This window comes from Hydrogenispora ethanolica (genome assembly GCF_004340685.1).
GTDB lineage: Bacteria > Bacillota > UBA4882 > UBA8346 > UBA8346 > Hydrogenispora > Hydrogenispora ethanolica.
Genome location: NZ_SLUN01000005.1, coordinates 158,941 through 174,862, shown reverse-complemented (window position 1 = coordinate 174,862; position 15,922 = coordinate 158,941). Strand labels below are relative to the sequence as shown.

Annotated in this window: 13 protein-coding genes; 1 reads left to right on the top strand and 12 read right to left on the bottom strand. The window is 53.4% G+C overall.

Annotated features, from left to right (window positions below; translation table 11 throughout):
- Positions 1–301: 301 nt before the first annotated feature.
- The 11 genes from EDC14_RS06460 to EDC14_RS06410 all read right to left on the bottom strand — a co-directional run bounded on the left by EDC14_RS06460 (position 302) and on the right by EDC14_RS06410 (position 12,660).
- Complete coding sequence (locus EDC14_RS06460) at positions 302–2,032, bottom strand: ABC transporter ATP-binding protein (RefSeq protein WP_132013442.1); 1,731 nt, start codon at positions 2,030–2,032, stop codon at positions 302–304.
- Complete coding sequence (locus EDC14_RS06455; protein ID WP_132013441.1) at positions 2,029–3,765, bottom strand: ABC transporter ATP-binding protein; 1,737 nt, start codon at positions 3,763–3,765, stop codon at positions 2,029–2,031. The genes EDC14_RS06460 and EDC14_RS06455 overlap by 4 nt, the downstream gene beginning before the upstream one ends.
- A 292-nt stretch (positions 3,766–4,057) precedes the next feature.
- On the bottom strand, positions 4,058–4,540 hold the full coding sequence (locus EDC14_RS06450) for a MarR family winged helix-turn-helix transcriptional regulator (RefSeq protein ID WP_132013440.1): 483 nt from the start codon (positions 4,538–4,540) through the stop codon (positions 4,058–4,060).
- Between the two features lie 178 nt (positions 4,541–4,718).
- On the bottom strand, positions 4,719–5,612 hold the full coding sequence (locus EDC14_RS06445; protein WP_132013439.1) for an NAD(P)-dependent oxidoreductase: 894 nt from the start codon (positions 5,610–5,612) through the stop codon (positions 4,719–4,721).
- A gap of 96 nt (positions 5,613–5,708) precedes the next feature.
- Complete coding sequence (locus EDC14_RS06440) at positions 5,709–6,200, bottom strand: ureidoglycolate lyase (protein WP_132013438.1); 492 nt, start codon at positions 6,198–6,200, stop codon at positions 5,709–5,711.
- Positions 6,201–6,233: 33 nt separating this feature from the next.
- Complete coding sequence (dhaL, locus tag EDC14_RS06435) at positions 6,234–6,872, bottom strand: dihydroxyacetone kinase subunit DhaL (protein ID WP_132013437.1); 639 nt, start codon at positions 6,870–6,872, stop codon at positions 6,234–6,236.
- 15 nt (positions 6,873–6,887) lie between these two features.
- Positions 6,888–7,892, bottom strand: coding sequence for a dihydroxyacetone kinase subunit DhaK (locus EDC14_RS06430; protein ID WP_132013436.1), 1,005 nt, complete (start codon positions 7,890–7,892; stop codon positions 6,888–6,890).
- A 57-nt stretch (positions 7,893–7,949) separates the two neighbouring features.
- Positions 7,950–8,981 (bottom strand): ABC transporter permease, encoded by a 1,032-nt coding sequence (locus EDC14_RS06425; protein WP_243662830.1) that lies wholly within the window; start codon positions 8,979–8,981, stop codon positions 7,950–7,952.
- Between the two features lie 25 nt (positions 8,982–9,006).
- On the bottom strand, positions 9,007–10,008 hold the full coding sequence (locus EDC14_RS06420) for an ABC transporter permease (protein WP_243662829.1): 1,002 nt from the start codon (positions 10,006–10,008) through the stop codon (positions 9,007–9,009).
- A 39-nt stretch (positions 10,009–10,047) separates the two neighbouring features.
- Positions 10,048–11,547 (bottom strand): sugar ABC transporter ATP-binding protein, encoded by a 1,500-nt coding sequence (locus EDC14_RS06415; protein ID WP_132013435.1) that lies wholly within the window; start codon positions 11,545–11,547, stop codon positions 10,048–10,050.
- Between the two features lie 114 nt (positions 11,548–11,661).
- A complete protein-coding gene (locus EDC14_RS06410) occupies positions 11,662–12,660 on the bottom strand; it encodes an autoinducer 2 ABC transporter substrate-binding protein (RefSeq protein WP_243662828.1) in 999 nt (332 codons plus the stop codon).
- A gap of 497 nt (positions 12,661–13,157) precedes the next feature.
- Here EDC14_RS06410 and EDC14_RS06405 point away from each other — a divergent pair, with 497 nt between their 5' ends.
- The gene (locus EDC14_RS06405) at positions 13,158–14,165 is read left to right on the top strand and encodes a LacI family DNA-binding transcriptional regulator (protein ID WP_165907839.1); all 1,008 of its coding nucleotides are present in this window, start codon (positions 13,158–13,160) and stop codon (positions 14,163–14,165) included.
- A gap of 92 nt (positions 14,166–14,257) precedes the next feature.
- Here EDC14_RS06405 and EDC14_RS06400 read toward each other — a convergent pair whose 3' ends face one another.
- Complete coding sequence (locus tag EDC14_RS06400) at positions 14,258–15,361, bottom strand: sugar kinase (RefSeq protein WP_132013433.1); 1,104 nt, start codon at positions 15,359–15,361, stop codon at positions 14,258–14,260.
- Positions 15,362–15,922: the final 561 nt, after the last annotated feature.

The window sequence follows — 15,922 nt, the reverse complement described above, 5'->3', positions numbered from 1 at the left end:
ATGAGCTCTTTCAGCTCCCCACCGGTTCGTTATCATAGCCGCATCTCCATATCAAGCGTTGCGTTTGAGTATCTTTATTAAGGTTCTCTTGGCTTGGTTCGGTCTATTTTTGGTGATGTTCCATGAGTTTTGAGGAAGCAGGGACCTGGTTTGGAGATGCATGACCAATCTTTGAGGAAGGTGGACCGAAGCCTAGCAGGGCGAAACCAACTCCGGTTTCGCCCGATTTGTTTTTATAATGGATGCAACCCGTTCCGCCATGCGCCAAGGTAAGATTGCATCCCGGCTCCGGCTCTTCCGGCTACCCGCAGATTCGCCACTCCTTGGCCCGCTCCTGGGCATCCCAGAGTTCCCGATACAGCCCGTTGTTTTGCATCAATTGGTGATGTTTGCCCATTTCGACAATTTCGCCCCGGTTAAAAACGATAATTTTATCTGCGTTCTGGATGGTCCGCAAATGATGGGCGATCACCAGCACCGTCCGATCTGCCGCCAGATTGCTGATGGCCTTTTGGATCTTCACCTCGTTGAGGGGATCGACATTGCTGGTGATCTCGTCCAGAATGACAATGGGCGCGTTTTTCAAAAACGCCCGGGCAATGGAGAGCCGCTGTTTCTGTCCGCCGGAAAGCCCCACGCCGTTTTCTCCCAGCGGCGTGTCGTACCCGTCCGGCAGGCTCATAATGAAATCATGGATCATGGCTTTGCGGGCCGCCTCCATGACCTGGGCCCGGGTCGCATTTTTATTCCCCATCTTGATATTTTCGTAAATGGTATCCGCAAACAGGATGACATTCTGCATGACAATGCTGATATTGGCGAGCAGCTCGTCGTAATCCATCCGCCGGATGTCCACATCGCCAATTTGAATCCGTCCGCTTTGCGGTTCCCAGAATCGTAACATCAAATTCGTAATGGTGGTCTTTCCCGAACCGGACGGCCCCACCAAAGCGGTCAGCGTACCCTGTTCCAAAGTGAAGCTGGCATTTTTCAGTTCAAATTCGCCTGCTTCGTAGGAAAAGCCGACCCGGTCAAAGGCGATATCAAAATGTTTGGCCTCCTGAGGCGCTGCGGGCTTTTCCACCACCGGCGCATCCAGGATCCGCGCGACCCTTTGATAGCTGTCTTTGACGCTCATATAGCTCAGCCAGTGGCCCTCCAGCGCCGCAAAGGGCCGATAGAATTCTCGGCAGAAAATCATGAAGATCAGATAATCAAACAGCGATAAGTTGTTCCCGAATACCCAATAGGCTCCAAGGGTCGCCAGAATGGCATAACAAAGTTCAAACAGGAAAAAATACTTTCCCAGATAGCTTGCAACCGATTTGGCCTCTTTTTTACTGCTCTCCCCGAATTTGACCGCGCTGGCCTCCAGCCTATCCTTAAAAACCGGGATTTCAGTAAACGCTTTCAACAAAGGGATTCCTTTGGTATACTCGACAAACAGGCTGACCATATCCGCCAAATTCGCCTGGTTGGCCTTTTTTAACTGCAGATTGTTTTGGATGCCGCGAACCAGTATCCAGATGGCCGCAGGAAGCAGGGAAACCATGGCCAGCCCCATCCGCCAGTCGATAAGGAACAGCCCTGTACCGATGATGAAGGCCACCAGAAAATCACTGATCATCCGCGAACCCAAATGACCCACGATTCCCCCCAGATTGTCCGCGTCATTATGGATCACCGTGCTGATCTCCCCCATCCTTTCATTGCTGTAAAAACCCAGGGTAAACTGTTTCAGCCGTAAAATGATCTGCGTTTTGATCTTGGCGACAATCTCAAAGCCGGCAAAATGCCTGACAATGCTGGATATGCTATTAAAAAGCATCCTAAAAACCGTTATACCGGCCAGCGCCCACCAGTAGCGGGATAAATCCCCCCGGCCGCCGGTGATCTGCTCCATCATTTTTAGGATGACAATCATGATGCCGGCATTGCAAAGTGTCCCCAGGGCCGTGGTGAGAATGGCCATTCCCAGCAGCCCTTTTCCTTTGGCCCCAATGCCAATGTTACTCAACAGCTCTTTGGTCATAACGCCTTTGCCTCCTTAATTTGCCAGCCGTCCACTTCATTCTGCGCCTTCACCATAGCTTGATACATCCGGCTGGATTTCAGCAGCTCTTCATGTTTGCCTCTTGCCTTGATTCTCCCGTCTTCCATCACCAGGATCTGATCGGCATGGGTGATGGTATTCAAGTGGTGAGCGATGATGATCAGGGTCTTGTTCTTTCCCAAATTGCTGATGGCCTTTTGGATTAAATATTCATGATAGGGATCGATGGCGGCGGTCGCTTCATCCAAAATGACCACCGGCGCATTTTTCAGGATCATGCGGGCAATGGAGATTCTTTGTTTTTCTCCTCCCGACAATCTGGCTCCCGCCTCCCCGACGGCGGTTTCATAGCCTCGGGGAAGGCTCATGATCATGTCGTGAATCTGCGCCTTCTTGGCAGCTTCGATGACTTCCTCCCTGCCGGCGTCCTTTTTCCCGATTCTGATATTTTCGGCGATGGAGGTATTGAATAAAAATACCTCCTGCTGCACGATGGATACCAGCGCCGATAAATCCCGCTCGTGCATAGCGTCAATGCTTTTTCCGCCGATGGTGATTTTGCCGCCGTCCGCCTTCCAGAAGCCCATCAGCAAATTGGCAAGGGTGCTCTTGCCCGAGCCGGAAGGCCCGACAATGGCGTTGACGGTGTTCTTTTGAAAGACCAGATTAATATCCTCCAGCGCTTTTTTCTCCCCATCATAGCTGAAATGAATATTCTTAAATTCAATATCCCCCGCTGGCAAGTCCCGGCATTTTTCATTCTCTTCCTCAGGCTCGACGCCCATCACGGAATCGATGGTCGCCATGGTGTTTTTAAAAACGGCCTTGGAATGCTCAAAGGACATCAGCCTGGCAAAGGCCTCGGAGAACTGTCCTCCCAAAATGACGGCCAATATGAATTTCACCATGTCAATCTGATTCCCGCGTAAGAGTATGGAGCCCAGGATGGTCAGGACGATCATGCCGCCTTCCAGGAGCATCATGATAAAACTCATGGGAATTGCTTCACCGATCGTAGCTTTCTTGGCCCAGGCGATGTAGGCATGCAGGCTGTCCAAAACCTGCTCGGTTTTTTTCTCGTCTTTGCTGAAAGCCTTGATCGCCGGAATGGTCGCAATATACTCCATCAGATCCTCAGACATTGTTTTAACGCTCTGATGATATTTCTCAATCATACGGGTCCAGAGCTTATTGAAAATATACATTGCCAAAAACACTAGCGGTATCGTGGAGATCATCGCCAGCCCCAGCCGCCAGTCCAGGATCATCACGCTGATGAATATCACCGCAAGCAGAACATTGGTGATAACCACTTCAGGCAGTGTATGAGCCAGATACAGTTCCACCCGCTCCACGTCATGATTGATGATATTGGCAAGGTCGCCGGTTTTTCGCTTTTGGAAAAACCGAAGCGTCATGTTTCGCAAATGCTCAATCAGCGCCAGCCTGATTTCAGCCAATGAAGAGTAGGCCGAGTCATGGGCTTTCCAGATCGCCAAAGCATAAAACACTGCTTTAACCGCCTGGCACAGGCAGATCAGCGCTCCCAGCGCCCAGATGGAGCCGGTCACGACGTTTCCTTTGGACAGGAAGCCAACCATGAGCATCACTACGAAAATGGGTATCATTCCCGCAATCACGCTGACAGACGTTAAGACACTTGACAGCCTGCCTTTTTTCTTAAACTCTTTCATGAAGTTGTTCTCTTTCACTCCATTCGCCTCCGTTACAATAATGCTATAATGTTAGTACAAACTAACATTCAAACGTTAAAAAAATCACCTCCGTGTTAGTCAAAGCTAACTTTTTTGTTTTTAAAAATACATCGCCACTTCATTTTCTGACCACCACTTTCATCTGTATCAATCTGTATAGACGCTTTACACTTTACCCATGGACAACGGCATGAATCCTTCGTGTATATGATTTGCGAGAAGAGAACGAACGCTTCACCGTTTTTTTTGCAAACCATACGATTCAAATTATGTCATTACCTATAAAGAATTATGGATCCACGATTTCCGCCCAACAGTCCAATTTTTGGTCAAAAGCCTCGATAAAATCCTCTAAAAATTGTACATTCCCGTCCGTTTGACCCTTCAATATTTGGCAGACCAACTCGTCAAATTTATTATGAAATTCGATATGATGCCGGTGAGCCGTCTCTCCCTTGGGAGTTAACTTTAATAGAAAGCGTGATTGATTCAGGGGATCCCTTTCTTTGAGGACATAGCCCTTGGTCTCAAGTTTCATGAGCACCTGAGAAACGGCGCCTTTGGTCACTCCCAAAATCTCGGCCAGGCCCGTGACGTGAACGCCTTCATTTCGATGAATCGCTGAAATCAGATGAATCTCCACATACGACAAGGGATGATCCGTGCCGTAATAACGGGTCTTTTGGTCGATGTCAAAAAATTTATAAATGACTCGCAAAAGCGAGTAGCTGATTCGCAACGCTGGCGTATCTTGACTATTTACCATGCTCATATTGTATAGGACCTATACTCTGCTGTCAATAACAATTTCCTATGTTTTTCAATGATCATTGAAGGCGGATTGGGAATTAACTCCCGACAAAAAAGGCGGGAATCCTCCCGCCTCTACATTTCAATAAGGTAGTTATTGGCTATTCCATGTTATTCGCCGGCCCACATCCAGCGCCAGCCTACCGGACTTCCCCGCCGACGGTCACGCCGGCGTTCAGCTCCAGCGCCTTGATGAGCGCGGAGGCGTTCTCCTCGCCCCAACCCTGGTTGACCGCCCCCTTGATGGTCTCGCGGATCACCGCCAGCCCCGGGATCGGCGCATTCAAGTCCTGGGCGAAGCGCGCGATCAGATGGGCGTCCTTGAGCATCAGTTTCAGGGCGAAGTTCATGCTGAAATCGCGCCGCACCAGTGCGTCGCCGACGCCGTCGAAGATCGGCGACTTAAAATCGGTGACATGCAGGACGCCCAGGACATCCCGGGGATCCAGTCCGGCCTTGGTGGCCAGCACCATCGCTTCGCCCAGGGCCTCCAGCTGAAAGGCGACCAGCAGGTTGCCGACCAATTTCATGGCGGCCCCTTTGGCGTTCCCGCCCATGTAATGGGTAGTCTCGCTCATGGCTTCCAATGCCGGTTTGACCGCCTCGTACACTTCCCGTTTGCCGCCGACTACGATCCACAGTCCGGCTTGGGCGGCCTCGTTCTTGCTGCCGAAAACCGGCGCATCCAGAAACTCGGCGCCCTTTTCGGCATAGGCCGCGGCTTCCCTGCGGCTCAAGTCGGGATGAACGGTCGAGAGATCCACCACGATCTGGCCGGACCGGACCGCCTCCAGCAGGCCCGATTCAAAGACCAGTTCCATCACTGCCTTATCATCGCTCAGACAGTACATCACGATATCCGCATCAGTCGCCGCTTGGGCCGGAGTGGCCGCCTGGCGCGCCCCTTGCGCCACCAGCGGCGCGCAGCGCCCGGCCATCCGGTTCCAGACAGTCACCGGATAGCCCGCTTTCAACAGGTTGGCGGCCATGCCTTGCCCCATGGTGCCCAGCCCCAAAAACGCGATCTTTTTCATGCCATGCGCCTCCTCTATCGAAGATGAGAAAAGTAACGCGGCCGGGAATGGCCCAACATTGAACTCTTTTCATCTCATGAATCCGGGGAAAGATCATTATGGATGCTCGATCATCACCGGCTCCGCCAGCCGGACCACCCGGCAGTCATGGGTGTAGGTGGCGGGCGGCAGGATCACGGTTCCCACGGTCGCCTCGGCTCCCACGACAAACGGGGCCTCGTGCCAGACGCCGCGTTTCACCCGGACCCACCAGCCGGCCGGCAGGCGGAAGACTCGCATTTGGCTCAGGTCCGGCGTCATTGCGCCGGCGGGGGCGACGTGAAAGACCACGTCCCTGGTGAACCCGCCGATGATCTCCTCGGTGTGTCGGTGCATCTCCGAGGCGGTGATCGCCCATTGGCGCGGTTCGAGCCGTAATACGCTGACCGCCGCCATATTGGAATGCTCGAACAGGCCCAGCATCCGGTCGGGGTAAAACCGCACCGCTCCGGCGTCGCCTCCCAATGCGGGACCGCAATCGGCCGGATTCAAATAACTGCCGTAGTCCGAAAAATTGGCTCCCAACACTTCAACTTCGATATGGGGCATGGTTATCCCCTCCTTTGGTAATATTGGCGCTTGCTACCGGCAATAGTCGGCAAAAGCCTGCATGAACAACATTCCCACCGTGGCCCCGGGATCGGCCTTGCCGAGCGACTTCTCCTGGTAATAGGCTGCCCGGCCGTGCTGCGAAACCATTTGTTTGGTCGCTTCCAGACCCTGGGCCGCCGCCTCGTAGGCCGCCCGGAGGCCCTCCGCCAGCGTCTTTCCGGCCTCCGCCGCCGCTTGCAGCGCCAGCACGGCCGGATGGAGCGCATCGATGATCGTCTTGTCGCCCGGTTTGGCCTTGCCCCGGGCCATGATGCCCTCGACGAAGCCGTTCAGCATGGCGGCGAAGTCGGCCAGATCGATCTGCTGTTTGCCCTGAATCACCTTGCCGCCCTTCATCAGCCCCGTGGCCATCAGCGTGCCCATGGTCGACGGCACGGCCTGGGCGAAGACCATGCCGGCCTTGCCGAGGATCTTGCCGATATCGGTCTCGGGAAAGCCGTGCAACGCCTCGGCCGCCTTGCTGAAGCCGGTGCTCATGGTGAGGCCGAGATCCCCGTCGCCCATCGCCCCGTCCAGCTCGATCAGCCACTCCTTCTTTTCGTTCATCAATCCGGCCAGGGCGTCAAAGATGGCCCGGATATCCTGATCCGTAAACACGTTCTTGTCCATATCCTTCTACCCCGCTTATAATTGTTCTTGAATGAAAAACGGCGTGTTGGCCGGTTTCCCCAGCAACCGCTTCAATTCGTCATCCAGCCGCAACAAGGTAATGGAAGCGCCGGCCATCTCCATGGAAGTGGCGTATTCGCCGATATAGGGATGATAGACCTTGATTCCGGCCTCCGCCAGCAGCTGATTGACCCGGCGGTATAGCACATAGAGTTCCTCCTTGGGGGTCGCTCCCAAACCGTTGACCAGGACCGACACCTCGTCACCCCGGACAAAGGGCAGATCCGCCAGGATTGGCCGGAGCATCTCCTCGACCACCTGGTCGGCAGCCTGCAACGGGCCCTTGCGGATGCCGGGCTCGCCGTGGATCCCCATGCCGATCTCCATCTCGCCCTCGCCAATCTCAAAGGTCGGTTTGCCTACTTCCGGAATGGTGCAGGCCGAAAGGGCGACGCCCATGGTCCGGACATTGGCGCAAACCTTGGCGGCGACCCGTTTCACCTCGTCGAGCGAGGCCAGCTCCTCGGCATAAGCGCCGGCGATCTTATAAACGTAAAAGATTCCGGCCACGCCGCGCCGTTTCTCTTCCCTGCCCTTGGGCGCGGAGGCGACGTCCTCCCCGGCCACCACCTGCTCGACCCGGATCCCCTCCATGTCGGCCATATCGGCGGCCATGTCGAAATTCATGATATCCCCGCCGTAGTTGCCGTAGATATAAAGCACCCCGGCGCCGCCGTTGATCGCTTTGGTCACTTCCAGCATCTGTTCGGCGCTGGGCGATTGAAAGACGCCGCCGATGGAGCAGCCGTCCAGCATCCCCTCGCCCACATACCCCATGAAGAGCGGCAGATGGCCCGAACCGCCGCCAGTGGCGATTCCGACTTTGCCCGGTTTGACTCGGGCCCGTACCAGACAGCGGAGGTCGTTATTGACGAAGGTTACCTTTTCGGGGTGGGAGGCGTAGACCCCCTCCAACATCTCGTTGACGAAATTCTCCGGCGCGTTAATCAGCTTTCTCATGTCCATTCTCCTTTGCGTTGTTTTGGCATTGTCGTTTCGCTTGAGCCCGCGGCCCGCTTATTTCCGCCTTTTGGCGCGGCGGTTATTGAAGATGAAGTTCACCACCATAATGAAGATAAGCACCGCTCCCCAGATGAAATCCTTAAAGAAGTTGCTGAAGCCCAACATATTGAAACCGCTGGACAAAAACTGCAACGTCAATACGGCCAGCACGATCCCGGCGATCGTTCCGAAGCCGCCGTTGGGATTGACCCCGCCCATGACGGCGATCAGGATCGCCTGCAGGGTGTAGGAGGTGCCATAATCCGCCTTGGCGGAGTTGGTGCGGGCCACGATGACCAATCCGGCCAGGGCCGCCACCAGACCGCTGAGCATATAGGTCTTCACCAGCATCATCGTGTTGTTGATCCCCGAAAACTTGGCGGCTGTGGCATTGGTGCCCATCATATACAGCTTGGTGCCATAGCCGGTCTTGTTGAGCAGCAGTGAAAAGAGCCAGGCGAAGGCAGCAAAGATCAGAAAGGGCACCGGAAAGATCCCGATCGCTTCGTTGCCGATGAAAGAGAATTGATCCGGCAGCCCGAAGATGGCATAGCCTTTGGTGACCACGATGGCGATGCCGGTAAAGAACTGCATCGTGCCCAAAGTGGCCAGAATCGGCGGAATATTGATCTTCGCGATCAGTAGCCCGTTGATGAAGCCGCAGCCGGCCCCGGTGGCCATCGCCAGGAGCACCGCAGCCATGATGCCCGTCAGGATCTGGCTGGTGGAAGCCCCGTCCGGGATGGTGTGCAACATCATCAAAGCCGCGAAAACTCCCGAAAGATTGGCGATGCCCACGATCGAAAGGTCAATTCCCCCAGTCAGCATGGTGATCATCATGGCCAGCGATAGAATGCCGAATTCCGGGAATTGATAGGCCATGGAGTCAAAATTGTCGAAGGTCAGAAAACGGTCGGGACTGAGGATGCTCATCAGCGCGAAGATGGCTGCGGTGATCAACACCAGGCGCATCAGGTTGCCGTCCCGGGACATATATCGCAAAAAGGAAAACTTGGCTAGGTCGATCCGGGTTTCATTGCTAGACATGTGAAGCCTCCGTCTCAGAAATTCTTCAACAGCCCGATTCGGCGCCCGCCCGCTTCGGGGAGCGTTTCTGTGCGGTGATGCCGGTGCCGATGACGATGAGCAGTCCGATGACCACCCGCTGCCAATACGAAGGGACTCCCAGCAGGATCAGGCTATTGGTCATGATCGTCACCAAAAGCAGGCCCAAGATACTCCCGAGCACCGTGCCGTGTCCGCCGGAGATGCGGGCTCCGCCCAGCACCACTGCGGCAATGACGGTCAATTCGGTTCCGATCAGGGTCACCGGATTGGAATTGCGCATCAGCGAGGTGTGGACCAAACCGGCGATGCCGGAGATAAACCCGACAAAACTGTAGATGAAAAAGAGAATCGCATGGATATTGAAGCCCGCCCGCTCGGCGGCGACCCGGTCTCCGCCGAGCGCGTAGATGCCCCGGCCGATCATGGTGTATTTCAAGATAAACCAGACCAGTAGCGCCAGGGCCACGACGATCAGAACCGCGGCCGGCAATCCGTAAACGAAATGATCCTTGGAGGTGATCTCAAACAGATTCAGCTTGGAGAAATCCACCATGCTGGGAGGCAGGATGCTTAATTCGCGCACCCCAATGAAGGCCAGCATAAAACCGCTGAACATACTGGCGGTCCCCAGGGTCACAATCAAGGTCGGCAGTTTGAAAAACGAGATGAACGTGGCATTGATGAGGCCCAGAACCAGACCGATCGCGCCGGCCATTGCGAACGCCACCCAGACACTCCCCTGAAAATTGCAGCTGGTCAAGACCTTGGTCGTAACATACATGCTGAAGGAGGCGATGGCCGGGAAGGAGACATCGATCCCGCCGGAGATGATGACCATCAGCGTTCCCAAAGCGAAGATGGCCATGACGATGCTGCCGCGGGCTAAATCGATCATGTTGCCGGCCGTAAAGAAAGCTTTATTGACACTGCCAATCAATAATGAAAGGCCGATAATGGTCAAGGCTACGTAAAACTCATTGCTTGAAAACAGCTTTTTCATTTTCATGACTCGCTAATTCCTCCGTCCCCGTGGTCCTGCCTCCGGTTATGCCGCCCCGCTCAATTTCTGGGCCAGCTCCGCTTCGGTGATCTCCCCGCTGTGAAACTCGGCGGCGATTCCGCCTTGGCGCATCAGCAAAATCCGGTTGCAATTATAGATGAGTTCCGGAATGTCATCGGAGATGATGATCACGCCCATGCCCTGGCGGGCCAGCTCGCGGACAATCTGGTGAATGTCGCTCTTGGACCCGATATCCACGCCGACGGTCGGTCCGTTCAAGATCAGAATCTGCGGCTGGGCGGCCAGCCATTTCGCCAAAACCACCCGTTGCTGATTGCCGCCGGACAGACTCTGGACCGGCACCTCAGCCGAAGGCGTGACGATGCTCAACCCCTTGACCCATTGGGCAATCTCCGCCCGCAGTTTTCCGGAATCAAGCAGTTTGCAACGGTTAAGATACTTCTCAATCGTGCTGATGATGATATTCTTGCCGATCGATTGTTCCAAAAACAAACCTTCGGTGAGGCGGTCTTCCGGGACATAGGCGATGCGGTGCCGGATGGCGTCCTGGACCGACTCCAGCCGCACCGTTTCGCCGGCGATGGCGATCTCGCCGCAATCCGCCGGTCTCAAGCCAAACAGCGTCATCGCCAATTCGGTCCGGCCCGATCCGAGCAACCCGGTGACGCCCAGAATCTCCCCGGGATACAACGCAAAGGAGATATCCCGGTACTCGCCCCGGCGGCTCAACCGGTCCACCTTGAGAAGCGGGCCGTCCTGGACTTTTGCGGCATCGTAATGAAAGGGGCTATCCTCGATCTGCCGTCCCGTCATATAATAAACGAATTTGGGCCGGTCCAGCTCCACCATGTCGGCGTCCAAAACTTTGGCCCCATTCCGCAGAATCGTGATCTTCTCGGCAATCTCATAGACCTCTTCCAGCTTGTGGCTGACGAAGAGGATGGCGATGCCTTGCTGCTGCAGTCCTTTGATGATCGTAAAAAGCGAACGCACTTCTTTCTGGGTCAGCGCGGTGGTCGGCTCATCCATGATGATCAGTTTGGCGTTTTGCAGCAACGCCCGGGAAATGGCCACCAGTTGCTTGTCGGCGACCGAAAGGTCTTCCACTTTGGCGTCGAGGTCGATCCGGACTTCGATCCGGCGCAGCGCTTCCTCGGCCACCCGGGAGACTTCCCGCCAGTTCACCAACTGCTGGTTACGGGAGACTTCCAGGTTGAGCGCGATATTCTCCGCCACGGTCAGGTTGGGAAATAAGGAAAAATCCTGATAAATGATTTGAATTCCTTCCCGGATCGCTTCAATGGGATGCAAGCGCTTAAAGACTTTCCCATTCAACTCAATTTCGCCTTCATCGGGAGCATTGACTCCTGAGATCACTTTGATCAGAGTCGACTTGCCCGAGCCGTTCTCTCCGGCCAGGCAGCGGATCTCGCCGCGTTGAATGGTCAAATTGACGCTTTTGAGCGCTTGAACTCCGGAAAAGGATTTACTGACATTCCTGACTGTCAATAACGGTTCAGTCATCTTTTGGGCCTACCCTCTCCCTGTTGAATTCCTTGCTAAAGTAATGTCAAGCCGTTGGGCCGTAGGGCGGCTAAAAAAACCGCCCTCGGCATGGTTTGTAACGGGTTGTCGCTCTTAGAAGTTATATTTATTCATATTCTCTTTGGTGGCGTCGATCCAAGCTTGACCATAGAGAACTTTTCCTTTGAGTTTCAAATTGTTATAGCCGGGGATACCAAGATTGAGGCCTGTCTTGATGGTTTTCCGTTTGCCATCGAGGATCGTGACCGCCAGTTTATTCATGGCGTAGCCAGCATCGGCCGGATCCCAGAAACCAATCAGATCTGCGGAGCCGCTCTTCAGATATTTGCCGGCTACCGAAACCAGGCTCGTGCCGACCACATGCACCTTGCCGGTAAGACCCATTTCTTCGATGGCCAGCGCAGCGCCTGGCGCATCGGTCATGGCACTTCCTTGGATACCTTTCAGATTGGGATAAGTCTTGAGCAACTCCCGGGTCTTTTGATAGGCTTGCTGCTGGTCATCGTAAGATTCTTGCTTATCCGCGACCAGTTTCATATTGGGGTATTTTTCTTTCTGATACTTAATGGCTGCGTCGACCCATTCGTTATGGGATTTGGAGGTCAAACCGCCCACGAACACGGCGTACTCGCCCTGGCCGCCCATCTTTTTGGCCAAAGCTTCCATGAAATGAATCCCATACGCGGCATTGTCAAAGGCTTCGATATCATAGTCAACATTCTTGAGGCTGGAGGCTTCATGGCTGATGACCACGATCCCTTTCTTCATGGCTTTCTTCAAAACCGGTTCCAACGCTTCCTGGGAGAACGGAACGACGCAAATGGCGTCCACTTTCTGGGCGATCAGGTCTTCGATCAACTGCACCTGAATCGCGGCGTCAGCCTTGGACGGCCCAACCTGAAAAGCATCATAACCGCTGTCTTTGGCGAATTTTTTGACGCCTTCCGACATCCGGTCAAACCAGGCAATGTTACTGACCTTGACCACGGTGGCGATACGGTATTTCTTTTTGGCGGCGAACAGCTCGCCGCCCTGGGCGAACAAGGCCATCCCGAGACAGAGAATGACGAGAACCGATAATAATTTCTTCAAAACCTTTCCCTCCTGTAAACTTTTTATTTAAAAAACACGGCGGCTCCTTGCTAAACTCCTCAAATCACCTCCTCGGCTTGGAAGACCTGTGGCTGGTTGCGGTTTAAAACCGATCACGAAGCAAGTGGCCTGAAAAGACTTTCGAACCCGGGAACCGTAATTTAAAAACATTGCAGAAATTTTTAAAATTTGTTAAGTAATTCTAACTGAAGAGTATCACCAATATTTCTAAATGTCAATCATTTAGTTAAAAAATGTTTATAAAAGTTTTAACATTACTCATCCAACCAACTTTCTATTGCGAAGAAAATCTTTATTAAGCTTGGATTACCGCTTGTCCTGATGATTCGATTCAGTTAACTTGAACAGTCCTTCTTCATTTAAATTTTTTAAATTTTATCTAAAATATTTTTAAGTTATTGTTTGACAATGACTGCCAACTCACGATATAATTGGTCTTAAGAATTCCATCAACTTGAAATGGTGTAAAAATGAGCATGAAGATCAAAGAGATTGCAAAACTTGCCAATGTTTCCGTGGCAACCGTCTCCCTGGTACTCAACAATAAACCGGGGATCAGCGAGTCAACCCGGCAAAAGATATTAAAGATCTCCAAGTCCTTGAGCGATAGTTCCCCACATCCGGGTTTCGCCCAGATCAGTAACGGATCGATCAAGTTCTTAAAGATCGTGAAACACGGCCATGTTTTAAACCGGGATCATAATGTCTTCATCGCTTCCTATATTGATGGCCTTGAGGAAGAAGCGAGGACGCATGGTTATAATCTGGAGGTTACCAACTTCGTGTCGGAGGCCACCGCCGAGATTGTCAAATCGTTTGGCAATGTTTCCATCGGCGGCTTGATTGTGTTGGGAACGGAGTTGAACGAGGATGATATCATTCTTTTCAAACAGTTGGAAATTCCGGTGGTTTTCATTGACACGATCTTCGAACATCTGAGCTTCGACTTTGTGGATATGGACAATATCGAAGCCGCCTACCAGATCGTCAAACAATTTCTGGAATTCGGCCATCGCGAGATCGGGTTTGTAAAAAGCGATCTAAACAATTTTACATTGCGGGAGCGCGGTTTTCGAAGCGCGCTCTCCTATTTCAATCTGCCGCTCCAAGAGAAATATATTTTTCGCGTGGATTCGACGTTTAACGGAGCTTACTCCGACATGCTTCAATTATTGAACCGCGGCATCAAACTGCCAACCGCCTTGTTCTGCTGCAACGATATTGTCGCTTACGGCTGTATCAAAGCATTACGGGAAAAGGGCATTCAGGTTCCAAACGACATATCGATCATTGGTTTCGACGATATTCCAATGAGCGCTTTCATGGATCCCCCCTTGACCACCATGAAAGTATCGAAGCGCCTGATCGGCAAGACCGCCATGAAGCTGATGATCGAAAAGCTGGCCAATCATACGGGCATCCCCAGCAAGATCACGATCGGCGGCGAACTGGTGATCCGTGACAGCGTAAAAAAACTGGGATGATGCAAGAACAATCGTTTTGAGAAATCAATAAGCGGCGGGAGACTCCCGCCGCTTGGCATATCCGATAGGAACGAACTTTTTCCGGACCGCGCTTACCGGTCGACCCGGGCGCCGCCGCCGCCCATCACTTTTTCGACCTCTTTCAGGCTGGCCATGGAGGTGTCGCCCGGGGTGGTCATGGCCAAAGCACCATGAGCCGCGCCATAATTGACCGCCTTTTCGGGATCGCCGGTGGTCATCAGGCCGTATACCAAACCCGAAGCGAAGCTGTCGCCGCCGCCGACCCGGTCCATGATCTCCAGGCCCTTGAAATCCTTGGCCTTATAGATCTGGCCGTCGGCCCAGCACATGGCGGACCAGTCGTTGACTGTCGCCGATTTGACGGTGCGCAGCGTGGTGGCGACCACTTTGAAGTTGGGGTAGGTCTTGACCACTTCGTTGATCATCTTGCGGTACCCTTCCAAATTGAGCTCTTTCAGGTTCTCGTCATTACCTTCCACCTCAAAGCCGAGGCAGGCGGTGAAATCCTCTTCGTTGCCGATCATCACGTCGATGTATTTGGCGATCTCCTTGTTGACTTCCTGGGCTTTCTCCTTGCCGCCGATGCCTTTCCAGAGCGAAGGCCGGTAATTCAGGTCATAGGAGACGATGGTGCCGTATTTCTTAGCGGCTTGGACCGCTTCCAGCACTACTTCGGGAGTGGTCTCCGACAGCGCGGCGTAGATTCCGCCGGTATGGAGCCAGCGGCTGCCGAGGGTGCCGAAGATGAAATCCCAATCGATGTCGCCCTTTTTCAGTTGCGAAGCGGCGGTGTTGGCCCGGTCGGAGACGCCCACCGCGCCGCGGATGCCGTAGCCGCGCTCGGTGAAGTTGAGTCCGTTCCGGACGTTGCGGCCGATGCCGTCATAGGGGAACCATTTGATGAGCGAAACATCGACGCCGCCCTGCATAATGAAGTCTTCCACCAACCGGCCGACTTCATTGTCGGCAAAAGCGGTCACCACCGCGCAATTCATGCCGAAGCATTTGCGCAGTCCCCGCGAGACATTGTACTCGCCGCCGCCTTCCCAAGCCCGGAACTGCCGGGCGGTCTTGATCCGGCCTTCGCCGGGATCGAGGCGCAACATGACCTCTCCCAGGGAGATGCAATCATATTTGCAGCTATCTTTCGGTTTAACCTGTAAATTGACGGGCATTGCCAATCCTCCTTGTGGTTTTCAATATTCTTTCTCAAACTGTGAAAAATGTTACGGAACGTCCGGATCCCAGTGCGCCAAAAAAGGGCCGCCGAATCCAACCGTTTCGGCAACCCTTGATTCGGACCAATACTCGCGCGGAGAGCCTGCCGGGACCATGAACCGGAAAAGCAGCGTTGGGAAGGGTTTTTCCAATCCAACCATGAAAGCCGCAGTGGACCAGGAGCTCTCGCTATCGTGCCGAATTCTCAAAGGGATCTCGAACCCCGGACTCGATGAATGCCAGTAATGCTAGGAATCCGCTAGTTCAACGCGAATTAGAAGCGTTGTGGGAAACCCTGTCCGAAGGCCAGGGTGAACACAAAAGCTCAGAAAAGCAAGTAATAAAGTCGTTTTTTAGTCCACTCAAAGGATGATTTCCGAATGGGAGACTTTATCACATGGCTTTTAGAATTTGGAAAACGCGTTAAAGCATGCGATTCTCCAAAATTCCTTTCGCGGTATTCAACCACCGGAGTAGTAATAACTGGTCATACCAGTTAATTGTAGCACACGTTGCCC